Origin of the sequence: Duganella sp. P38 (genome assembly GCF_050859475.1) — a bacterium.
Taxonomy (GTDB): domain Bacteria; phylum Pseudomonadota; class Gammaproteobacteria; order Burkholderiales; family Burkholderiaceae_D; genus Rugamonas.
The window spans coordinates 3,984,285-4,006,960 of record NZ_CP193936.1; the positions used below are offsets into that span (position 1 = coordinate 3,984,285).

Here is a 22,676-nt window from a genome sequence, read left to right on the forward strand (position 1 = left end):
CCTACCATTTATCTATGGTTGAGATACCCCGCCGCCTCGATGTGCGGTTGTCTCCGGGGGCGAACAGTGCTACTGCAAGCGGCTTATACCCAGCCTGCGTCTACGATAAATTCCTGTGCGGTGCACATGGCGCCGTCGTCGGCGGCCAGGAACAGCACCATCGACGCCACATGCTGCGGCATCAGCTTATTCTGCAAGCACTGATTGCGCTTGATGTCTTCTTCGCCTGCGTCGTCCAGCCACAGATCGATCTGGCGCTGGGTCATGACCCAGCCCGGCGTGACGGTGTTGACACGGATGCCGTGGGCGCCGAACTCGCGCGCCAGACCGCGGGTCAGGCCGTGCGTGGCCGCCTTGGTGGTGGCGTAGGCCGGGTAGCCGGCGTTCTTGACGTGCCAGGAGATCGAGCCGACGTTGATGATGGAGCCGGCGCCCTTTTTCTTCATGCCTTCCAGGACAGCCTGGCAGGTGAAGAACATCGGGCGCTGGTTGACGGCGATACATTTGTCCCAGAATTCGGGCGTGACTTCGGCGGTGTCGTGGCGCTGGTCGTTGGCCGCGTTGTTGACCAGGATGTCGAAGTCGCCAACCAGGCCGGCCAGCTCGGTAATGGTCGCTTGCAACGCGGGGATGTCTGTGATGTCGCACTGGCGGAACAGCGGCTCGGGGTAGCCGGCTTCCTTCACGCGGCGCGCGAGCGCCAGGCTGGCGTCGCGGGCGATATCGACGAAGGCGACTTGCGCGCCCTGCTCGGCGAACGAGATTACCATCGCTTCGCCGATGCCGGTGCCGCCGCCGGTGATGAATACGCGTTTTCCGCGCAAGCTGCCAAACTTGGCCAGTTGGGTCATACAGTCTCCGTTATTTTTCGTCGCTCCCGCGCAGGCGGGAGTCCATAGAACGTCTGCTCAGCATGTATTGCCGCCTGCGCGGCAATGACGGTGGTTTAGTTGCGGGTCAGCTCACCTTCGCGGCGCAGCCAGGTGGCGCTGCCGTTATCGCGCAGGACTTCAGGCAGCAAGGCCTGCGACAGGTTTTGATAGCACACCGGACGCAGGAAGCGCGTGATCGCCCCCGTGCCAACCGAGGTGGTACGGCCATCCGAGGTCGATGGGAACGGGCCGCCGTGCACCATGGCGCTGCACACTTCCACGCCGGTCGGATAACCGTTGGCCAGGATGCGGCCCACTTTACGCTCCAGCACCGGCAGCAGCGATTGCGCCGCTTCCAGATCGCCTTCATCCATTTGCAGCGTGGCGGTCAGCTGGCCTTCCAGCTTCTCCGTGACCTGGCGCAGTTCCGCCACGTCCTTGCACGAGATGACCAGCGATGCAGGGCCAAAGATTTCCTCTTGCAGCGCGTGCTGCGACAGGAAGGACGCCGCGGTCGACACGAACAGCGCCGGAGCGCCCTTGCCTTCCGCCTGCGGCGCCAGCGCCAGCGTCTTCACATCCGCATGTTCGGCCAACTGGCTCACGCCGCGCGCGAAGTTGCCGGCGATCCCCGGCGACAGCATCGAGCAGGCCGCGCCGCCCACCAGCGCCTGCGAGGCGGCGGTGGTGAAGCGCTCCAGGTCAGGGCCCTCGATCGCCAGCACCAGGCCCGGATTGGTGCACATCTGGCCCACGCCCAGCGTCAGCGACGCCGCGAAACCGGCGGCGATGTCCTCGGCGCGGTTCTTCAGCGCGTTCGGCAGCAGGAACACCGGATTGATCGAACTCATTTCGGCGTACACCGGAATCGGCACAGGACGGGCGGCGGCGGCGGCCATCAGCGCCAAGCCGCCACCACGCGAGCCGGTGAAGCCGACCGCCTTGATGGCTGGATGACGCACCAGCTCAATACCCAGCTCGTTGCCAACGCCAGTCAGCAGCGAGAACACGCCGGCCGGCAGGCCGCAAATCTCAACCGCTTTGACGACAGCGCGGCCCACCAGCTCCGACGTGCCTGGGTGCGCGAAGTGCGCCTTCAGCACCACCGGGCAGCCGGCGGCCAGCGCCGACGCGGTGTCGCCGCCAGCGACAGAAAAAGCCAACGGGAAGTTACTGGCCGCGAAAACAGCCACAGGGCCAAGGCCGATCATGCGCATGCGCAGGTCCGGACGCGGCGGCGTGCGGTCTGGCAGAGCTTTATCGAAGCGCACATCGTGCCACGAGCCTTCGCGCAGCAGGTTGGCAAACAGTTTCAGCTGGCCGACGGTGCGGCCACGCTCACCTTCCACGCGCGCGCGCGGCAGGCTGGTTTCTTCCATCACGCGTTCGACCAGCACATCGCCGAGCGCCATGATCTGGTCGGCGATGGTTTCGAGGAAGACCGAGCGCCTCTCGTCGCTGAGGGCGCGGAAAGTGTCGAAGGCCTCGTCGGCCAGGCGGCAGGCCTGGTCGATCTGCGCCGTGTCCACGGTGCGGAACTCGGGTTCGATGACCTGGCCCAGCGCCGGATTGAAGGCGCGGACACCCGCGCCGGTGCCTTTGACGGCTTTGCCGCCGATCAGTGCGTCGCCGGTAATCATCATAAGGTTTTCACTTTCGCGACTTCGGTTTTGAACACGGACAGTTTGTTGCGCAGCGCCGGGCCGAATTGCGGCGCGTCGATTTCAAACGTTTCGCCAGGCTGCACCACGATGTTGTCGGCCACGCTCAGGGTGGCGGTGCCGAAGAAGTGCACGTGCACGTCGCCCGGACGCTTGAACAGCGGGTACTTGAAGTGGTGGTGTTCCAGGTTGGCGATGGTGTGCGACATATTTTGTTCGCCGCTGAAGAATGGCTTCTCCCAGCGTACCTTGCCTTCCTTGTCGTAGATGCGCGAGGTGCCTTCGATGCTGGCTGGCGCTTCGCCGACCAGCAGCGCCGGGCCCAGGCCGCAGACGCGCAGCTTGGAGTGGGCCAGGTACAGGTAGTTCTGGCGTTCGGTCACGTGGTCCGAGAATTCGTTACCGATGGCGAAGCCGACGCGATATGGCTGGCCGTCGTCGCCGATCACGTACAGGCCGGCGACTTCCGGCTCTTCGCCGCCGTCCAGCGCGAAGTCCGGCATGGCCAGGTCCTGGCCGCTGGCGGCCACGATCGAGCCGTCGCCCTTGTAGAACCATTCCGGCTGCACGCCGGCGGCGCCGGCGGCTGGCTTGCCGCCTTCCACGCCCATGCGGAACATCTTCATCGAGTCGCTCAGCGATTCGACGTCGCCGCCGATTTTCTTGTGCATGGCGTCACGGGTGTCGGCGGAGCCCAGGTGGGTCAGGCCGGTGCCGGTGACGTAGGTGTGGGCGTCGTCGGTGTGGTCCAGTGGGGACAGCAGGCGGCCGGCGGCGGCTACCGCGTCGAAGGCGGCGGTTTGGGCGCCTACCGATTTTTCAACCAGTGCGGCCAGGCCGACCGATTTGCGGATCGCATCCTGGGCCAGCGCGTAGGTGGTGCTGTAGCCGTCGATGATGCGGATGGTGTTCTGTTCCAGCACGCCGACCTGGCGCGCGCCTTGTTCGTTTTTGAATTGTACGAGTAACATCAGGAGTCTCCTAAGCGCCGTCATTCCCGCGAAGGCGGGAATCCATAGAACGCTTGCTCAGTATGGGTTCCCGCCTGCGCGGGAACGACGGTTAGTGCGAGTGGCGTGGGACTGCGGAGCCGCGATTGCCGACCAAGAAATCGAAGTCGCAACCTTCGTCAGCCTGCAGCACGTGCTCGATGTACAGCTGCTGGTAACCGGTCTTCGGTCCCGGCGCGCTGCCGGCCACGCGGGCCGCCTGGCGTGCAGCCATTTCCTCGTCAGAGATTTCCAGATCCAGCTTGCCGCCGGCGCAGTCCAGCGTGATCCAGTCGCCATCCTTGACGATGCCCAGCGGGCCACCAGCCATGGCCTCGGGAGCCACGTGCAGCACCACGGTGCCGTAAGCGGTGCCCGACATGCGCGCATCCGAGATACGCACCATGTCCTTGACGCCAGCGGCCAGCAATTTAGGCGGCAGGCCCATATTGCCCACTTCCGCCATGCCCGGATAGCCTTTCGGGCCGCAGTTCTTCATCACCAGCACGGAATCCTTGGTCACTTCCAGGTCCGGGTCCATGATGCGCGACTTGTAATGCTCGAAGTCCTCGAACACCACGGCCTGGCCGCGGTGCTGCATCAGCTCCGGCGTCGCCGCCGAAGGCTTCAGCACCGCGCCGCGCGGCGCCAGGTTGCCGCGCAGGATGCAGATGCCGCCATCCTTGCGGATCGGGTTATCCAGCGTGCGGATCACTTCCTCGTCGTAGATCGGCGCGTCCTGGCAGTTTTCCCAGATGGTCTTGCCGTTGACGGTCAGCGCGTTCGGGTGCGGCAGGATATTACCGTCGCCCATGCGGCGGATCACGCCCGGCAGGCCGCCGGCGTAGTAGAACTCTTCCATCAGGAAGCGGCCCGACGGCAGCAGGTCGACGATGGTTGGCGTGCCACGGCCAACGCGGGTCCAGTCCTCCAGCTCCAGATCGACACCGATACGGCCGGCGATGGCCTTCAGGTGGATCACGGCGTTGGTCGAACCGCCGATGGCGGCGTTGACGCGGATCGCGTTTTCGAAATTCTCTTTGGTCAGGATCTTCGACAGCTTCAGGTCCTGCTTCACCATCTCGACGATGCGGATGCCCGACATGTGCGCCAGCACATAGCGGCGCGCGTCGACGGCAGGAATGGCGGCGTTGTGCGGCAGCGAGGTGCCCAGCGATTCGGCCATGCAGGCCATGGTCGATGCGGTGCCCATGGTATTGCAGGTGCCGGCGGAGCGCGAGTGGCCCGCTTCCGCGCCGATGAATTCGTGCATCGAGATTTCACCGGCCTTGACCTGCTCGTGCAGCTGCCAGACGGCGGTGCCGGAACCGATGTTCTTGCCGTTCAGTTTACCGTTCAGCATAGGGCCGCCGGTAACAACGATGGTCGGAATGTCGACCGAGGCCGCGCCCATTAGCAGCGCCGGCGTGGTCTTGTCGCAGCCCACCAGCAGCACCACGCCGTCCATCGGATTGCCGCGGATCGACTCTTCCACGTCCATCGACGCCAGGTTACGGGTCAGCATGGCGGTCGGACGCAGATTCGATTCGCCATTGGAGAACACTGGGAATTCAACCGGGAAGCCGCCGGCTTCGTAGATGCCGCGCTTGACGTGTTCCGCCAGTTTGCGGAAGTGCGCGTTACATGGGGTCAGCTCGGACCAGGTATTGCAGATGCCGATAATCGGCTTGCCTTCGAATTCGTGATCAGGGATACCCTGATTCTTCATCCAGCTGCGATACATGAAGCCGTTTTTATCTTGGGTACCAAACCACTCGGCGGAGCGCAGCTTCACCTTTTTGTCATTCTCAGACATGCAATTCTCCTCAGTATTTTCCTTGTGCGAGGGCCTGAATGTCATGCCCCCGCATCGATAAGGCATACTAAGTCGTCCTGAGATAACTTTCCAATAAATTGTTTATCGATATCGATACCGAATTCGGTATAGCTCAGACCACGCTGAAGCGGTACGCCATGACCGTGGAATACTCTTCGTTCGGACGCAGGATCGTCGATGGGAAATCGGGACGATTCGGCGAATCCGGGAAGTGCTGCGGTTCGAGGCAGAAGCCGCTGCGATACCCGTAGATGCGCCCTTTTCCACTCACGCCGTCATGCAGGAAGTTCCCGCTGTAGAACTGGATGCCCGGCTCCCGGGTCAGCACTTCCAGCACCCTGCCGGACGCCGGATCGGCCACGCGCGCGGCCAACTCCAGCCCCTCCCCTTCCTTTTTGGAGAGGACGAAGTTATGGTCGTAACCCGAGCCGTAGCCCAATTGCTCATCCTGTTGATCGATACGCTCGCCGATGGCGTGCGGCGTGCGGAAGTCGAACGGCGTGCCCGCCACTTTCGCCGGCGCGCCGGCGGGAATCAGGCCGCTGTCCACCGGCGTAAAGGCGTCGCCGAAGATGGTCAGCTCGTGGCCCAGGATATCGCCCTTGCCGGCCAGGTTGAAATAGGCGTGGTTGGTCAGGTTCATCGGCGTGGCCTTGTCCGCGATGGCGTGGAAGGCGATGCGCAGCTCATTGTCGTTGCGCAGTTCGTAGATGACCGTAACTTCGGCCGTGCCCGGGTAGCCCTGCTCGCCGTCCGGGCTGATATAGGTCAGGATCAGGCCCGCGGATTTCGGCGTGTTGAAGGTTTCGGCGGTCCACAGGCGGCGGTGGAAGCCATCGGCGCCGCCATGCAGGTGATTGACGCCGTTGTTGACGTCCAGCTGATACTCGGCGCCATCCAGCGTGAAGCGGCCATTGGCGATGCGGTTGCCGTAACGGCCGATCAAAGCGCCGAAATAGTGCGAGTCACCCATGTAGGGCGTGACGTTGTCGAAGCCGTGGCAGACGTCGGCCAGTACGCCGTCGCGGTCAGGCACGTGCAGTTCGGTGATGACGCCGCCGAGATTGCTGATCCTGGCGATCATGCCGTTGGCGTTGGTCAGGGTGTAGAGGGTGGCTTCGCGGCCGTCCGGCAGCTTGCCAAATGGCGATTCGGTGATGGTGGCTTGCATTCTCTGGCTCTCTGATGACACGACGGCCGGCGGGGACTGGATCCACGCCGGCCGCTGCGCCGATGTTCTTTGGACTCCCGCCTTCGCGGGAGCGACGTCAGGCGATCGATGGCTTGCCGAATACCGGCATGCCCTGGTCGTCCCACTTCAATGGCTTGACGAACGTGTGACGGTCCGGATTCCACAGCGGGTCGCCGATAATTTCGGTGTAGGTGCGAGCATGATAAACCAACATCACGGTTTCGCCATCATCGGCCACGGTAAAGCTGTTGTGGCCAGGGCCGTAGATTTTGTGCTCGAAGCAGGTTTGCAGCACCGGCTCCTTCGACTTGGTCCACGATTTCGGGTCCAGCAGGTCGGCGTTTTCGTCCGCCCACAGCAGGCCCATGGCGTAGTTCTCGTCGGTGGCGCTGGCCGAGTAGCTGAGGAAGATCTTGCCGTTCTTTTTCAGGATCGACGGGCCTTCGTTGACCCAGAAGCCGCGGATCTCCCAGTCATATTCCGGCTTGGTCAGCATGACCGGCGCGCCGCCCAACTGCCACGGCGTTTTCATCGGCGCGATGTAGATGTTGGAGTTGCCTTCGATGGCCACGTCCTTCTGCGCCCAAACGTAGTACAGCTGCCCCTTGTGGGTGAAGGTGGTGGCGTCCAGGCAGAAGGTGTCGATGCCGGTGTCGATCTGGCCCATGAACTCCCACTCGCCTTCCAGCGGGTTGGCGTTGGTGTTGCGGATGGCGTACATGCGGTGCTGGAACAGCTTGTACTTGATTTCGCGGCTAGGGGCGGCGGCAAAGTACACATACCAGGCGCCGTCGTTGAAGTGCAACTCCGGCGCCCAAATCAGTTCGCTGTATGGGCCGGTGTCCGGCTTGTGCCAGACATCGACCGTCTGCGCATCGACCAGGCCGGCGATGGTTTTCGCGCGGCGCAGTTCGATGCGGTCGTACTGCGGCACCGAGGCGACGAAGTAGTAATAGCCGTCGGTATGGCGATAGATATGAGGATCGGCGCGCTGCTCGATCAGCGGAGTGAGTACGTTTTCCATTTCATCTTCCAAAAATTAGACTGCCACATGAGCCTTGGCTCCCATCTGTGCCTTGACCTCGCCGTAATATTCATCGTTGATGCGATATTTGAACATCAGCAGGCCCATCACGGTATGGAAGAAGCCAGGTATCAGTGTCAGCATCAATACAATACCGTGCATGGCGAAAGCCGTCTGCTGCTGGTTCGGATGGTATTCGAAATACGTCAGCAGCACGCCCACCAGCGCCCCGGCGATGCCCATGCCGGCCTTCTGGCACACCGAAATGCCGCCGAAGGCGAAGCCGGACACCCGCTTGCCGGTCTTCAGCGTGCCGTAGTCGATGGCTTCGGCGATGGCCGACCAGAACACCGGCGCATGCAGGTCCACCACGAAGGACAGCAGGAAGTACAGCACGAACGCCATTGCGGTATCGCCCGGCTTGACGAAGAAGTACATCGCCGCGCTGATTACGCCCACGGCGATCTGCGTCCAGCGGAACAGCTTGACCTTGCAATAGAACTTGGTGATCCAGGTCGAAGCGACCATGGACAGGATGGCCGCCGCCACGCCGGTCGACAGGAAGGCGGACACGGTTTCGGTATTCGCGCCCAGATAATACTTGGCGTAGTAGATGGCGACCGAGCCGCGGATCACGTAGCCGATGGTGCCGACCACGCACACCGCGCACAGGATCAGCCACTGGTCATTCTGCATCAGCACCTTGATCTGCTCCGTCAGCGGCTGGCGCTGGACCTTGTGCACCACGCGCTCCCTGGTGGTAAAGAAGCAGAACAGGAACAGCACCACGCCCATCGCGGCCATCACGCCCATCGCGGCCTGGTAGCCGATGGCGGCATTGCCGCCGCCCCAGCGCTCGGACAGCAGCGGCACCACCACCGTCACCATGAAGGCGCCGACCTTGGCCAGGAAGAGGCGGTAGCCGTTGGCCGACAGCACCTGCTGCGGGTCGTTCGACAAGGTGCTGGGCAGGGAGATATAGGAGACGCCGACGCCGGAAGTCATCAGCGTCATGATGATGTAGGTCGAATAGGCCCAGATCAGTTTTGCGCTGTAGCCCCAGTCGGGCGTGGAGAAGACGAGGAAGACGCTCAGGCCATAGGGCACGGCGAGGAACAGCAGCCATGGGCGGTAGCGCCCCCAGCGCGTCATGACGCGGTCGGTGATCTGGCCCATTACCAGGTCGCTGACGGCGCCGATCACCTTGACCAGCACGAACAGCAGCGCCAGGTCGGTGGTGGCCAGGCCGTAGACGTCGGTGTAGAAGAAGGTGATCATCAACATCATCGACGAGATCACCACGTTCAGCGCCATGTCGCCCGCACCGAATCCGATCTTTTCCAGCACCGGCATTTTTTGATTTGTCATCCTAGTCCCCTTAAATGCCGTCATTCCCGCGAAGGCGGGAATCCATGGAACGCCCGACTGCACGCTCAGCATGGATTCCCGCCTTCGCGGGAATGACGGGGTGTGTTACTTTAGATCTTCCAGTTCAGGAACAGGCCCACCGAACGATCATAGCGGCGAGTATCGCGCGGGTACACGCCCTTGTTGCTCCAATAGTCGGTGTACTTGAAGTTCAACAGGTTGGCGCCGGTCAGCGTGATCGACGTATTTTCGTTGATCTTGTAGCCGATCGAACCATCCAGCGACGACATCGGCGACGCGATCAGATCCAGGCCGGTGTCGCTATCGTTGTACACCTGGGTGAACTTCGACCGCCAGTTGTAAGCCAGGCGGCCCGAGATGCCGTTCTTCTCATACAGCGCCACCACGTTGTACGACCATTTCGACATGCCGGCGAACGGCTTGCCGTTGGCGACATTGCCCTCCACCGACGACGAAGTGGTTTTCCCTTCGGTGTAGGTCGCATTCGCCTCGACGCCGAAACCGCTCCAGAAGCCAGGCAGCTTGTCGAAGAAGGTACGGTACGACACCTCGGCGCCTTGCAGGTAGCCGTCGTCGGTATTGAACGGACGCGTGGTCAGATAAGTCTCGCCATTGAACACTTCCTTGGTCTGGGTGTTCATGATGTAGCCCTTGAACTCGTGGCGGAACAGCGCAACGCTGGCCATGCCGGTGGACGAGAAGTACCACTCCAGCGAGCCATCGTAGTTACGCGCGGTGAACGGCTTCAGTTCCGGGTTGCCGCCCGACGCGGTAGGATCGACGGTGGCGCTGGCCTTCACGTAGGCGGTGCCCGGATTCAGCTGGGCGAAATCGGGACGGGTCAGCGTCTTGGTCACCGACAGGCGGCCGATCAGATCATCGCGCAGTTGCAGCTTGAAGTTGGCGCTTGGCAGATAGGTCGTGTCGCTGCTCTTCTTTGAGGTCAGCACATAGGTGTTACCCACCAGCGAGTTGCCCAGCAAGTCGGAATCGGTCTTGGTGACGCGCATGCCGATTACGCCATCGACAGGAATACCGGCCATTTCCCAGCCCACGTGGGCCTTGCCGTACAGCGCGTAGTTCTTCTCTTCGTCGGCGAAGTACGATCCCGGGTCCAGCGCGCGGGCCGCGCTGGTGCCGGTAACGGCCTGGCGCACGTCGGCGGTGTTGGAGATCAGGTAGCTGGCGCACGGCGTGTACCACGAGGTGGTGCCCCAGTTGTTGTCCATCTGGGCGGTGCAGTTCAGCCCCGGCAGCGTGCTCACGCCGACGCCAGGCAGCGCGGCGGTCGAGCCCTCGAAGGTCTTGATCGAATCCGCGCGGCGCTTGGAAGCGCGCACGCCGAAGCCGAAGTCCTTGAAGAAGCCTTCGTTTTCCAGCGCATAGGTGCCGTCGGCGCGCCAGTCGGTCGAGGAACCGGTGTCGTGGCCGTAGCGGTCGAACAGCGCGTTGAACTGGTAATTCTTCGGATCGTTCAGGTCCATGCCGCCGTAGGCGACGTTGGCCGAACCATTCAGGTTGGTGTTGACGGCGGCATCCGGCACCACGGTCAGCGTGTCCAGAATCGGGTTCTGCCAGTCGAAGCGCGACAGCGTGCGGGCGATCTCGGTGCTCAGGCGCAGGCCGGGTGCGGCGTTCCAGCGGGCGCCAACGGCGTGCTGCTGGGTCACGTTGTCCTGGCGGTTGGCCTGGGTCGACATGATGGTGTTGACGTTCTTCGAATTCAGCGTCTGCAGCTGATCGGAACCAGGAATCTTGGTGCCGCTCATGGTGTCGCCAGGGCCCCACCATGGCAGCGCCACCAGGTAGTCGGTCTCGAAGTTGTTCAGGTAATGCGTGCCCAGGCCTTCGGCGTAGACTTCCAGGTCCTTGTTAGGCTTCCACTGCAAGGCGTAGTTGCCGGCCGCGCGACGACGGTCGCCGCCGATGTTCTGCAGGCCAAGCAGGTCGGGGCCGGTCAGGTTAGGCAGCAGCCAGCTCTTGTCGATCGGCTTGGTGTTGAAGACGCGCTCCTCGGCATAGTGGTTACGCACATACGATACGCCGAACAGCGCGCCGAATTCGCCGATGTCGGTCTTCCAGCGGTTCGAGATCATGCCGCTCAGGTTAGGGTCGGTGCGGCTGGCCAGCGAATTGTTGGTGGCGCCGCCATTGACCACGGCGGTGAAGCCCTTGAAGTCGAACGGACGGTTGGTGCGCACATCGATCACGCCGGCGATACCGCCGTCGATCAGGTCGGCGCTCTGCGATTTGTACACGTCCACGCGTTGCAGCATGGTCGACGGGATGTCTGCCAGCTGGATGTAACGGCCGGTGGTGGTAAACAGCTCACGGCCATTCAGCATGGTGGCAATGCCCGGCAGACCGCGGATCAGCACCGTGTTGGCCTCGCCGCCGTCGCGGCGCACCTGCACGCCGGTAACGCGGGCGATGGTCTGGCCGACGTTGGTGTCCGGGAACTTGCCAATATCGTCGGCGACGATGGAATCGATAACGTTATCGGCATCTTTCTTGATTTTTTGCGCGCTTTGCGCGGCACGACGCACACCAGTCACGGTCACCGTAGCTTCGGCCGCCACTGGCGCGGCCTCTTCGTTGACAGGCGTGGTAGTTTCTTGTGCTACGACTGGGAAGGCGCTCAACAGGCCAGCGGCCGCCAGGACAGCGACGCCGGATTTCAGGACGAGGCGATGCATCGCCTGGGACTGCGGGGTCCCGGATACGGTGTGTTTCATAAGTCTCCAGTGTATGTCGTTTTTCTCTAGAGAGCTGCATGACAGCAGCTTTCAGAAACGAATCTTAGGTGCTGATGAGAAAACAAACCAATCAATTTTTTGGGGTTTTTGATACCAAAAAGGGTATGGCTATTTTATTGACAACGACAACCCTGACAAATGATAATGATAGGCATTCTCAACAACTTCAGGAGCCCGCAGTGCCGCTGCATCAGTCCACGCCGTTCAACTATCGTCCCCTCGTCGCTGCCCTCTTGCTGATCTCCGTCGCGCCGTCGCAAGCGCAGGAAGACGCCAATAATAGTGTTGTAATTTCCGCGTCCCGCTCGAATATCGAGGTTGACAAGGCGCCGCAGACCGCCGTGGTCATCAAGCGCGAGGACATTGAACAGCAGCTGACCATCTCCAGCAATTCCTCCGATGTGTTGAGCAACATCCTGCCCTCCTACACGCCCAGCCGGGGAAAGATGAACGGTTCCGGCGAAACGCTGCGCGGCCGCACGCCGCTGATCCTGATCGACGGCGTGCCGCAATCGAATCCGGTGCGCCCGACCGGACGCGAAGCCCACACCATCGACTACGCCATGGTCGACCGCATCGAGATCATCCAGGGGCCGAACGCCGTCAACGGCCTGGGCGCCACCGGAGGCACCATCAACATCATTACGCGCCGCCCGGAGAAAGGCACGCTGAACCAGCGTATCGACGTGGCCGTGACCGCGCCGACCAGCGGCGTCGAGGGCGACACCCTGAACTACAAGACCAACTACCGCCTCGACGGCCGCATGGACAAGCTGGACTACCTGTTCGCCATCGGCTACGAAGACCAGGGGCTGCACCTGGACGGCCAGGGCCGCGCGATCGGCGTCGACATCACCCAGGGCGACCTGATGGACTCGCGCAGCTACGACGTGCTGGCCAAGCTGGGCTACCGTCCGGACAACCGCCAGCGGCTGCAGTTCTCGGTCAACCGCTACCGCATCAAATCCAAGGCCAGCTACGTCGGCGTGGCTGGCAACCGCCAACAAGGCATCCCGTCCACCTCGGTCGAGGGCACGCCACCCGGCACTCCGGCGTGGAACGACGTCTGGACCTCCAGCGCCAGCTACCAGCATGACGACCTGGCCGACATGGAGCTGTCGGCCATGGTGTTCAACCAGGAATTCGTCGGCCTGTTCGGCGCCGACAACTCGGCCACCTTCCAGGACCCGACCATCGCCCCGCGCGGCACGCTGTACGACCAGTCGCGCGCGGTGGCGTCCAAGTACGGCAGCAAGGTAGGCCTGACCAAGGCCGGGCTGTTGGATGGCCGCCTGAAGCTGACCCTCGGCTTCGACACGCTGTTCGACGAGGGCAAGCAGGACATGTACGGCACCGGCCGCACCTTCGTACCGGAATCGAAATACAGCAACCTGTCGCTGTTCACGCAGGCCGAGTACAAGCTGCTGGACACCGTGATGCTGCACGCCGGCGTGCGCCGCGAGAACGCCGATCTGAAGGTCGACACCTACCGCACGCTGGCCGCCTACAACAACACGCTGGTCCAGGGCGGCAAGATCAAATTCAACGAAACGCTGAACAACGTCGGCGTGGTCATCACGCCGGTGCGCGAGCTGACCCTGTACGCCAGCTACTCGGAAGGTTTCGGCCTGCCGGATATCGGCCGCACGCTGCGTTCGATCAACACGCCGGGCCAGAGCATCAACAGCCTGCGCGCACTGGAGCCTATCCTGACCGAAGGCGCCGAACTGGGCGCCCGCGTGCGCAAGGACAATTGGGAGCTGGACGCCGCCTATTACCGCTCCGATTCGGACTTCGGCACGCGCGTGGTGTCGGTCAACGGCGTGTTCTCGATGGCGCGCGAAAAACGCGGCTGGAAGGCTACGACGCCAGCGCCACCTACCGCTTCAGCAACGCCCATCGCGCCAGCCTGGCCTACGCCTATACCAAGGGCCGCTACGACAGCAACGGCGACGGCAGCCTGGATGCCCGCCTCGATGGTCTGAACGTCGCGCCGAACCGCGTCATCGCCAACTGGAACGCCAGCTGGAACGACAAGCTGTCGTCATTCATCCAGCTGCAGCACGCGTTCAGCCAGAATTTCGACGACGCGACCAAGCGCTTCAGCGGCTACACGCTGGCCGACGCCTCGCTCAACTACAAGCTGAATCAGGGCGCGCTGCGCCTCGGCGTCTCCAACCTGTTCGACAAGGACTACATCACCTACTACTCGCAGAGCGCACTGGTTGAACCGACCCGCTACTTCGCCGGCCGTGGCCGCACCGTCACGCTGGGCTATGCGCTGAAGTTCTGACCGGGGAAACAGCATGCAACGCCAGCCGACGCCACGCCTGTTGCCACGCCTGTTGCTCCTGCTCGCCGCCGTTGCCGGCGCCTGGCTGCTATCCGCGCTGGCGGTGGCCGGCATCGGCGCGGCGCTGGCCTGGGCCGGCCTGGCCCGGCCGGAAGCGGTGGTACTGGGCGCGATGCTCGGTTTCGTCGTCTGCCTGACGGCGCTGCTGTGGGGCTACCGCGCCGCGCTCGGGTGGCTGCACACCTGGGCCGGCGTGGCGCTGGGCGGCGTGCTGTTCGCCGTGTTCTGGATGGGCACCCTGAGCGTGTTCGATCGTGAAATCGACCGCTGGATGATGCCCGCCACGCGCCTGCAGGCGGCGCCGCAGCAGCTGTCGCTCGACCGCATCGCGGCGGCGGTGGCGCCGGCCGTGCCGGCCAAGGCCTCGCAATGGCGCGTCGATCTGCCCACCGCGCGCGTGCCGGTGCTGCGCTTCACATACAAAGCCGGCGCGGACGAGGCGCCGGTGCGGCAGCTCGATCCGGCGCGGCTGGTGCTGCTGCCGGAACCCGGCACGCTGGGGGCCAGCGGCTTTATCTTCCCTCTCCACTACGGCCTGCACATCAAATGGAATGATCTGGGCAAGTGGATCGTCGGGCTGGCGGGAATGGCGATGCTGGTGCTGCTGGTGTCCGGCGTTATCATCCACAAGAAGATATTCGTGCAGTTCTTTACCTTCCGGCCGCACAAGTCTTTGCAGCGCAGTAGCCTGGACCTGCACAACCTGACCGGCGTACTGGGACTACCGTTTCACTTCCTGATCACGCTGTCAGGGCTGATTATTTTCATCACGATTTACTATCCGCAGGCGCACACCAGCGTCTACGGCGACAACAAGGCCGCCTTCACCGCAGAAGCCTATGGCAAATTCTCGCGGCCCAAGGCCAAGGCGCCGGGCACGCTCGGCTCCATCGACGCCATGGCCGCGCGGGCGGAAAAGGAATGGGTTGGCGGGCGTCCCTACTTCGTGCGCGTATGGCATCCCGGCGATGCCAACAGCTATGTCGAGCTGCGGCGCTCCTACGCCAACGACGTTACCATGAACCTGGACCAGATCTACTTCGACGCCGCCAGCGGCGAAATCCTGAACCGTTTCGAGGCCGCGCCGGTCATGTCGGTGCAGCGCTTCATCTCCGGCATGCACTTCATCCAGTTCGAGCACTGGCCGCTGCGCTGGCTGTACTTCCTGGCCGGCTTGAGCGGCTGCGTGCTGATCGCCACCGGCTTCCTGTTCTGGATTGAAGCGCGGCGCGCCAGGCACGCCAGGCATGGCCTGGCCGGCGTGCGGGTGGTGGAAGGCATCGCCACCGGTAGTGTCACCGGCATCCTGATCGCCACGCTGGCGCTGTTGGCGGCCAACCGCCTGTTGCCGGCGGAGGCCAGCCTGGCCGGCGCGCAGCGCGCCTCGCTGGAAATGTGGGCATTCTTCATGACCTGGCTGGCGGCATACCTCCACGCCTGGCTGCGCGGCCGCGCCGCGTGGCGCGACCAGGCCTGGACCATTTGCGCCGGCGCGCTTGCCTGCGTCGCGCTAAACGCCATCACCACCGGCGACCACCTGCTGCGCGCCGCGGCCAACGGCCTGTGGGCGGTGGCCGGCGTCGACCTGATGCTGTTGCTGGTAGCCGCATTGTCCGCCAGCGCCGCCTTGCGGCTTCGGCCGCGACTCTACGTCCCCGCCGGCGCGGCGGCGCGGTGGAGGCAACGCCATGACCGCCGCGCTGCGACGCGCCCTGGCCAACGGCATGCCGCGCCGGACCGGCGGCACTCCAGAGCCTGCACCATGACGGCCGTCCTGCTGTTTCTGCTGGCGGGCGCCGCCGGCTATGGCGGCTTCGCCTGCCTGGCGCTGGCCATGCCGGATTACCGGCAGGTGGCGGCCGGCGGCGACGCCCACCAGCCGTCGCCTCTTCGCCTGCGGTTGGCCGGCGCGGCGCTGCTGACGATAACGCTGGCGCTTTGCCTGTGGCGCGATGGCCCCGGCTTCGGCGCCCTGCTATGGGGCGTCCTGCTGACGGCGGGCGCCATTGCCGTCGCGTTCACGCTGACCTGGCGCCCGCGATTGCTGGCCTTCCTTACTGGAAGGCGACCTCGGTAAAGCTGCGCAGTTTGCGGCTATGCAGCTTGTCCACACCGAGCGCCCGCAGCAGCTCGACCGCACGAATGCCGATGCGTAAATGCTGGTCCACCCGGTCACGGTAAAACTGGTTGGCCATGCCGGGCAGCTTGATTTCACCATGCATCGGCTTATCGCTGACACACAACAAGGTGCCATACGGCACGCGGAAGCGGAAACCGTTGGCGGCGATGGTAGCGCTTTCCATGTCCAGCGCGATCGCTCTGCTCTGGCTGAAGCGGCGCTCGGGCGTCCGCTGCGGCATCAATTCCCAGTTGCGGTTATCGGTACTGGCCACGGTGCCGGTACGCATCACCCGCTTCAGGTCATGGCCGGTCAGCTTGGTCACGTCGGCCACGGCGGCCTCGATCGCCACCTGCACCTCGGCCAGCGGCGGGATCGGCACCCACAACGGCAGGTCCTCGTCCAGCACATGATCCTCGCGCACATAGCCATGCGCCAGCACGTAGTCGCCCAGTTCCTGCGTGTTGCGCAAGCCGGCGCAATGTCCGAGCATCAGCCAGGCGTGCGGGCGCAGCACGGCGATATGGTCGGTGATGGTCTTGGCGTTGGCCGGGCCGACACCGATATTGACCATCGAGATGCCCGTGCCATCGGCGCGGATCAGATGGTAACCCGGCATCTGCGGCAGGCGAGGCAGCGGCGCCCCATGGGCGTCGCCCGGCTCCACTGCCTGTCCCACGCGGCGCATCACCAGGTTGCCCGGTTCGACGAAGGCGATGTAGTCGTTCCCCGGCTCGCCGGCCGGACTGGCCATCAGCTCGTGCCCCAGTTGGATAAACTCGTCGATGTAGAACTGGTAGTTGGTGAACAGGACGAATTTCTGGAAATGCTCGCACGAGGTGCCGGTGTAGTGGCGCAGGCGTTGCAGCGAATAGTCCACGCGCGGCGCGGTGAACAGCGACAGCGGCTGCGCCTCGCCCATTGGCACTTCGTGCGTGCCGTTGGCGATGCCGTCGTCCATTGCGGCCAGATTGGGCAGGTCGAATACGTCGCGCATCAGCAGGCGGCGCTCGGCCGTCAGGCTGCCCTCGATGTGCTCATGCTCGGCGAACGAGAAGTGGATCGGGATCGGCTGCGCGCTGACGCCAACCTCGATCTTGACGTGATGGCTGCCGTGGTTCTTCAGCAGCAGCTTGAATTGCTGGAGATAGTAGCGGGCAAACAGGTCGGGCCGGGTCAGCGTGGTTTCGTAGGTGCCCGGACCGGCGACAAAGCCGAAGGCCAGGCGCGAGTCGGCACGGGCCACGGTGTCGGTATGCACCCGGACGAACGGATAGCAGGCGCGCACATGGTCGCCGACGTTTTCGCCGGCGACAAAGCGCTTCATGGCGTCGCGCAGATAGGCGATGTTGGCGTCGTAGATCGCCTGCACCTGGTCGAGGGCGGCCTGGGCGTCGTCAAACTGGATCGGGGCGATGAATGGGCGGGTCGTAGACATGCGGCTCCTTCAGTTTTAGCTCGTATTACCTATTGTAAAGGCTGTAAGCGGAACTTGCATTCCCCCTCTAGGGGAACGATCTGCCGTACCGTACAATGACGCCCTGACACCGATAAAAGTTTCCGCATGAACCAGCCAGCATCACAGCCCCATTCCGACGTTCTTTTTGGCCCACAGCAGGAAAGCCTGCTGCGGGAGGAAATCCTGGCCGACCTGCTGGAGGCGACGGCCGCCCGCGTGCCGGACCAGCCGGCGCTGATTTTCGCCGATCGGACGCTGACCTACGGTCAGTTGAACGCGCAGGCGGACCTGGTGGCGGCGCGGCTGATCGCCGCCGGCGTGGGGCCGGGGCAGATCGTCGGCCTGTGGCTGCCGCGCGGGATCGAGCTGCTGGTGCTGCAGGCGGGCGTGGCCAAGGCCGGCGCCGCGTGGCTGCCGGTGGACGAGGGCACGCCGGTCGAGCGCCTGCAAGTGTGCCTGGACGATGCCGGCGGCGCCGGCGTGCTGACATGTGCCGCGTTTGCGCCGCGCCTGGCCGCGCTGGCGGAATTCGCGGCGTCCGGCCGCCCGGTGTGGACCGCCGAGACGCTGCTGGCCGCCCCCGCGCCCGGCGAAACGCTGGCGCGGCGCGGTGCGGTGTCGCCGGACGTGCCGGCCTACGTGATCTACACCTCCGGCTCGACCGGCAAGCCGAAAGGCATCCTGATCACCCAGCGCAGCATCTGCCATTTCCTGCGCAGCGAGAACGAGGTGCTGGGCGTGACCGGCGCGGACAGGGTGTACCAGGGCTTTTCGGTGGCCTTCGACATGTCGTTCGAGGAGATCTGGATTTCGTATCTGGTCGGCGCGACGCTGTGGATCGGCCCCAAGGAAATCAGCGGCGATCCGGAGACGTTGCCGCGCATGCTGGAACAGAACCACGTGTCGGTGCTGCACGCGGTGCCGACCTTGCTCGCGCTGTTCAACCAGGAGGTGCCCGGCCTGCGGCTGATTAACCTCGGCGGCGAGGCGTGTCCGGAATCGCTGGTTGCGCGCTGGTCGCGCGAGGGCCGGCAGATGTTCAACACCTACGGCCCGACCGAAGCCACCGTCTCCGCCAGCCTGGCGCGCCTGCAACCCGGCCATCCGGTAACCATCGGCCGCCCGCTGCCGAACTACGGCCTGCTGGTCATCGACGCCAACACCGATCCCCTGCCTGCCGCCACCGCAAATGCGGGCGGCGACCACGCCCTGACGGCGACGGCGGGCCACACGTCGCTGTCCGGCGCGCCGGCGGACAGCGACGCTCCCGCCGGCCCGGTGCTGCGCCTGCTGCCCCACGGCGAAGTCGGCGAGTTGTGCATCACCGGGCCGGGCCTGGCCGCCGGCTACCTTGGCCGCCCGGACCTCACGGCCGAGAAGTTCCTGCCTAATCCATGGTCCACCGGCCCGCACGACGCCCGCTTGTACCGCACCGGCGACCTGGCGCGCATCGGCCCGGACGGCGAAGTGACCTGCCTTGGCCGCGCGGACGATCAGGTAAAAATCCGCGGCTTCCGCGTGGAACTCGGCGAAATCGAAGCCCTGCTCGCGCAGCAGCCTGGCGTCGGCACTGTCGCAGTCCTGCTGCGCAAGGACGACGGCATCGACCAGCTGGCCGCCTACATCGTTGCGGACAACAGCGACGCCACCGCCACGCCGGGCCAGCCGCCGGCCGCTGCGCTGGACCCGCGCCAGCTGCGCGCCGCGCTGGCGGCCAAGCTGCCGCCGTACATGGTCCCCAGCCGCTACGAAATGCTGGACGCCATGCCGCGCCTGACCTCCGGAAAAATCGACCGTAAAACACTGAAAGCCACACCGCTCAGCACCCCGGCAGCCGGCAACGCCGAAGACTCCGACCTGCCCGAAACCCCGGCCGAAGAGGCGCTATTCGCCGCCCTGGCGGCCCTCTTCCCCGGCCAACCGATCCTGCGCCACGCCGACTTCTTCACCGACCTTGGCGGCCACTCCTTCTTCGCCGCCCGCCTGGCATCGTCGCTGCGCGCCGACCCGCGCTACGCCCACGTGACCGTGCGCGACATCTACCAGCAGCGCCAGATCGGCAAAATCGCCCAGGCACTGGCCGAAGCGCCCCGCGCCGGCAGCGAGGAACAGGACTGGACGCCGCCATCGCGCCTGAAACGCTGGATCTGCGGCGCCGCCCAAGCCGCCGCCATGCCGCCTATGATCACGCTGCGCATGGCGCAATGGCTGGCTCCCTTCTTCACCTACCACTTCTTCACCGGCGACCCTGGCGATTCGGTGGCGCGCGCCATCGCCGCCTCGGTCGGCGTGTTCCTGCTGGCGACCATCGGCGAATTCGCCATCGCCATCCTCGGTAAATGGCTGATCGCCGGACGCCTCAAGCCGGGCGTCTACCCGCTATGGGGCCTCACCTACTACCGCTGGTGGCTGGCCGACCGGCTGGTTGAATCGGCGCCGGCCTACCTGCTTAGCGGATCGTCGCTCAACGCCTGGTGGCTGCGGGCGCTCGGCGCCAAGGTCGGCAAGGACGTCACCATCGGCTCGATGACGCTGCGCGCGCCGGACCTGCTGCACATCGCGGACCACGTCAGCATCGGCAACGCGGTCAACTTCGAAAACGCCCGCGTTGAACGCGGCCAGCTGCACCTCGGCCAGGTCACGCTGGAACAAGACGCCTGCGTCAGCTCCTTCGCCATCATGGAGGGCAATACGCGGGTGGAAGCGCTGGGCCACCTCGAAGGCCAGTCCGCGTTGAGCGACGGCGGCGTGGTCCCGGCCGGCCGCGTGTGGGGCGGCTCGCCGGCACGCGACACAGGCGCCTTCGACAAGGCCTCGCTGCCGCCGCGACCTGCGGTCAGCGCCGCGCGCCGGGCCGCCGAAGCGGTATTCTTCGTGTTCGGCATACTGCTCATCGTTACGCTGTTCTTCATGCCGGTGTTCCCGAGCTTCGTGCTGATCGACTGGTTCGACGAAGCAGGCTGGATGCCATGGCTGCAAGGCGACGACATGCGCATCCAGCTGTTGCGCTACTTCCTGCTGGCCTTCCCCGCCAGTGCGGTGCTGATCATCCTGACCGCGCTGCTGTCGGCCGGCATCCGCTGGACCGTGCTGCCGCGACTGAAGCCTGGCCGCTTCGCCGTTCATAGCAATACCTACTGCGCCAAATGGCTGGTAAGCCAGATCCAGGAATCGAGCCTCAACGTCCTGCACGGCATCTACGCCACCGTGTTCGCGCCCTACTGGTATCGCCTGCTCGGCGCGAAGGTCGGCAAGGACGCCGAAATCTCCACCGCCCTCGGCGTGGTGCCGGACATGCTGACGCTGGGCGACGAAACCTTCATCGCCGATGCGGTCATGCTGGGCGACGAGGAAATCGACGGCGGCTGGATGACCATGCAGCCGACTGTGATTTCCAACCGCAGCTTCGTCGGCAACGGCGCCTACATCCCGGACGGCACCACGCTGCCGGAACAGGTGCTGATCGGCGTGCACTCGCGCGCGCCGCACAATGCGCAGATGAGCCATGGCGACACCTGGCTAGGTTCGCCGCCGATCAACCTGCCGGCGCGCGAGCAGACCAGCGGCTATCCGGAATCGCTGACCTTCCACCCTTCGCCGCTGCGCCGCCTGGGGCGCGGCCTGATCGAGGCCTTCCGCATCGTCGCGCCGCATGCGCTGGTGATCGCGGTCGGCTACACGCTGGTGCTGGCGGTGATGCCCGCCGCCGGCGCAGGACGCTGGGGCGAGGTGATCTGGGATTTGACGCTGGCAGGCCTGGTCTACGGCGTGGGTAACTATGTATTTGTGGTGCTGCTCAAATGGCTGCTGATCGGGCGCTATCGCAAACAGTCGGAGCCGATGTGGACGCCGTTCGTGTGGCTGTCGGAGGCGGTCACCAATCTGTACGAAGGCATCGCCGTGCCGAACTTCATGCGCTACCTGCGTGGCACGCCGTGGCTGCCGCTGGCGTTCAACTTCCTCGGCGCGCGGATTGGCAAAGGCGTCTACATGGACACGACCGATATCACGGAATTCGACTGCGTGCAGATCGGCGACGACAGCGAGCTGAATGCGCTGACCTGTCCACAGACGCACCTGTTCGAGGACCGTGTGATGAAGATCGATCATGTGGTCATCGGCGAGAAGGTCTATATGGGGCCGCGCGCGGCGGTGCTGTACAGCGCCGCCGTCGGCAACAACGCGCGCCTCGGCGCGCTGACGCTGGTGATGAAAGGTGAAACCATCCCGGCCAACGGCAACTGGGCCGGCTGCCCGGCCGCGCCGGCGCGCCAATGAAAGCAATGGCCGTCCACGTCTGGCCCGGGCCCACGCCGGCGCCACAGGACGGCCTGTTCGCAATCCTGCTCACCACCTCCGCTGGCACGCTTGGCGACGGCGCACCGAGCCAGAGCGGCATTGCGCCGAGCCAGAGCGCCCCCGCGCCGGCGTCAGGCGATGCCTTACCGCGCCTCAGCGGCGTCGTGCCAAGCCTGGGCGATGCCGCGCCGAGCCAGAATGATGCCGGGCCGGGTGCCGGGGCGCTGCGGGACGCCGCCCGTCGCCGGATACGCCTCGCCGCGCGCGAGGCGCTGTCCGCCGTGCTGCGCATCCCTGTTGGGGACATCAGCATCACCTCGCGCCCCGGCGAGGCGCCATCAATCCTGCTGGCCGGCCGCCCGAGCGCCATCGGCATCTCCTTCACCCACGACGACATCCACTCACTGGCCGCCATCAACCTGCAAGGCCCGATCGGCGCGGACATTATGCGCGTACAGGACATCCCCGACTGGCAAACCGTCGCCCGCGACTACCTCGGCCCGGCAACCGCAGCCAGGCTGCAAGCCCTGCCCGCCAGCGAACGCCCACATGCATTCGCCCTGGCCTGGACCGCGAACGAAGCGCGACTGAAACTGGAAGCCCGCCACCTCACCGAATGGCAGCCCTGCGCCACAACAGCACAAACGCAATCACTTATACTACCCGCAGGTATGGCCGGCACGCTGGCCACACGCCTTTAGCGTTAAAAAAATAAACAAGGAGACA

13 protein-coding genes are annotated in these 22,676 nt (G+C 64.6%); 4 read left to right on the plus strand and 9 right to left on the minus strand.

Features of this window, described 5'->3' with window-relative positions; translation table 11 throughout:
- Positions 1 to 83: 83 nt before the first annotated feature.
- The 8 genes from ACRQ5J_RS18510 to ACRQ5J_RS18545 all read right to left on the minus strand — a co-directional run bounded on the left by ACRQ5J_RS18510 (position 84) and on the right by ACRQ5J_RS18545 (position 11,660).
- A complete protein-coding gene (locus ACRQ5J_RS18510; protein ID WP_432378740.1) occupies positions 84 to 851 on the minus strand; it encodes an SDR family NAD(P)-dependent oxidoreductase in 768 nt (255 codons plus the stop codon).
- Positions 852 to 946: 95 nt separating this feature from the next.
- On the minus strand, positions 947 to 2,515 hold the full coding sequence (locus ACRQ5J_RS18515; protein ID WP_432378741.1) for an aldehyde dehydrogenase (NADP(+)): 1,569 nt from the start codon (positions 2,513 to 2,515) through the stop codon (positions 947 to 949).
- Positions 2,512 to 3,504 (minus strand): AraD1 family protein, encoded by a 993-nt coding sequence (araD1, locus tag ACRQ5J_RS18520; protein WP_432378743.1) that lies wholly within the window; start codon positions 3,502 to 3,504, stop codon positions 2,512 to 2,514. Before araD1 ends, ACRQ5J_RS18515 begins: the two co-directional genes overlap by 4 nt.
- A gap of 91 nt (positions 3,505 to 3,595) precedes the next feature.
- Positions 3,596 to 5,338: an IlvD/Edd family dehydratase gene (locus tag ACRQ5J_RS18525; protein WP_432378745.1), complete on the minus strand. Its 1,743-nt coding sequence runs from the start codon at positions 5,336 to 5,338 to the stop codon at positions 3,596 to 3,598.
- A gap of 133 nt (positions 5,339 to 5,471) precedes the next feature.
- Positions 5,472 to 6,530: an aldose epimerase family protein gene (locus ACRQ5J_RS18530; protein WP_432378747.1), complete on the minus strand. Its 1,059-nt coding sequence runs from the start codon at positions 6,528 to 6,530 to the stop codon at positions 5,472 to 5,474.
- 97 nt (positions 6,531 to 6,627) lie between these two features.
- The gene (locus tag ACRQ5J_RS18535) at positions 6,628 to 7,575 is read right to left on the minus strand and encodes a glycoside hydrolase family 43 protein (protein WP_432378748.1); all 948 of its coding nucleotides are present in this window, start codon (positions 7,573 to 7,575) and stop codon (positions 6,628 to 6,630) included.
- Between the two features lie 15 nt (positions 7,576 to 7,590).
- Complete coding sequence (locus ACRQ5J_RS18540; protein ID WP_432378749.1) at positions 7,591 to 8,943, minus strand: MFS transporter; 1,353 nt, start codon at positions 8,941 to 8,943, stop codon at positions 7,591 to 7,593.
- Between the two features lie 110 nt (positions 8,944 to 9,053).
- Positions 9,054 to 11,660 (minus strand): TonB-dependent receptor, encoded by a 2,607-nt coding sequence (locus ACRQ5J_RS18545; protein WP_432378751.1) that lies wholly within the window; start codon positions 11,658 to 11,660, stop codon positions 9,054 to 9,056.
- A 239-nt stretch (positions 11,661 to 11,899) separates the two neighbouring features.
- On the opposite strand from ACRQ5J_RS18545, the gene ACRQ5J_RS18550 reads away from it, so the two are divergent.
- Positions 11,900 to 13,705 carry a TonB-dependent receptor gene (locus ACRQ5J_RS18550; protein ID WP_432378753.1) on the plus strand — a complete coding sequence of 602 codons (1,806 nt, stop codon included), beginning with the start codon at positions 11,900 to 11,902 and terminating at the stop codon, positions 13,703 to 13,705.
- A gap of 321 nt (positions 13,706 to 14,026) precedes the next feature.
- The gene (locus ACRQ5J_RS18555) at positions 14,027 to 16,150 is read left to right on the plus strand and encodes a DUF3325 family protein (protein WP_432378755.1); all 2,124 of its coding nucleotides are present in this window, start codon (positions 14,027 to 14,029) and stop codon (positions 16,148 to 16,150) included.
- On the opposite strand, the gene ACRQ5J_RS18560 is transcribed toward ACRQ5J_RS18555, so the two are convergent.
- Positions 16,128 to 17,630: an AMP nucleosidase gene (locus ACRQ5J_RS18560; RefSeq protein WP_432378757.1), complete on the minus strand. Its 1,503-nt coding sequence runs from the start codon at positions 17,628 to 17,630 to the stop codon at positions 16,128 to 16,130. The two genes, ACRQ5J_RS18555 and ACRQ5J_RS18560, sit on opposite strands and share 23 nt — an antisense overlap.
- Before the next feature lie 126 nt (positions 17,631 to 17,756).
- On the opposite strand from ACRQ5J_RS18560, the gene ACRQ5J_RS18565 reads away from it, so the two are divergent.
- Both ACRQ5J_RS18565 and ACRQ5J_RS18570 read left to right on the plus strand, forming a co-directional pair.
- Positions 17,757 to 21,929, plus strand: coding sequence for a Pls/PosA family non-ribosomal peptide synthetase (locus ACRQ5J_RS18565; protein ID WP_432378759.1), 4,173 nt, complete (start codon positions 17,757 to 17,759; stop codon positions 21,927 to 21,929).
- Positions 21,926 to 22,651, plus strand: a complete 726-nt coding sequence (locus ACRQ5J_RS18570) for a 4'-phosphopantetheinyl transferase superfamily protein (RefSeq protein WP_432378761.1) — start codon at positions 21,926 to 21,928, stop codon at positions 22,649 to 22,651. Before ACRQ5J_RS18565 ends, ACRQ5J_RS18570 begins: the two co-directional genes overlap by 4 nt.
- Positions 22,652 to 22,676: the final 25 nt, after the last annotated feature.

Bases quoted from the DNA above. Each gene is read 5' to 3' on its own strand.
- ACRQ5J_RS18510 (WP_432378740.1), bottom strand. From the start codon at position 851: ATGACCCAACTGGCCAAGTTTGGCAGCTTGCGCGGAAAACGCGTATTC.
- ACRQ5J_RS18515 (WP_432378741.1), bottom strand. From the start codon at position 2,515: ATGATGATTACCGGCGACGCACTGATCGGCGGCAAAGCCGTCAAAGGC.
- araD1 (WP_432378743.1), bottom strand. From the start codon at position 3,504: ATGTTACTCGTACAATTCAAAAACGAACAAGGCGCGCGCCAGGTCGGC.
- ACRQ5J_RS18525 (WP_432378745.1), bottom strand. From the start codon at position 5,338: ATGTCTGAGAATGACAAAAAGGTGAAGCTGCGCTCCGCCGAGTGGTTT.
- ACRQ5J_RS18530 (WP_432378747.1), bottom strand. From the start codon at position 6,530: ATGCAAGCCACCATCACCGAATCGCCATTTGGCAAGCTGCCGGACGGC.
- ACRQ5J_RS18535 (WP_432378748.1), bottom strand. From the start codon at position 7,575: ATGGAAAACGTACTCACTCCGCTGATCGAGCAGCGCGCCGATCCTCAT.
- ACRQ5J_RS18540 (WP_432378749.1), bottom strand. From the start codon at position 8,943: ATGACAAATCAAAAAATGCCGGTGCTGGAAAAGATCGGATTCGGTGCG.
- ACRQ5J_RS18545 (WP_432378751.1), bottom strand. From the start codon at position 11,660: ATGCATCGCCTCGTCCTGAAATCCGGCGTCGCTGTCCTGGCGGCCGCT.
- ACRQ5J_RS18555 (WP_432378755.1), top strand. From the start codon at position 14,027: ATGCAACGCCAGCCGACGCCACGCCTGTTGCCACGCCTGTTGCTCCTG.
- ACRQ5J_RS18560 (WP_432378757.1), bottom strand. From the start codon at position 17,630: ATGTCTACGACCCGCCCATTCATCGCCCCGATCCAGTTTGACGACGCC.
- ACRQ5J_RS18565 (WP_432378759.1), top strand. From the start codon at position 17,757: ATGAACCAGCCAGCATCACAGCCCCATTCCGACGTTCTTTTTGGCCCA.
- ACRQ5J_RS18570 (WP_432378761.1), top strand. From the start codon at position 21,926: ATGAAAGCAATGGCCGTCCACGTCTGGCCCGGGCCCACGCCGGCGCCA.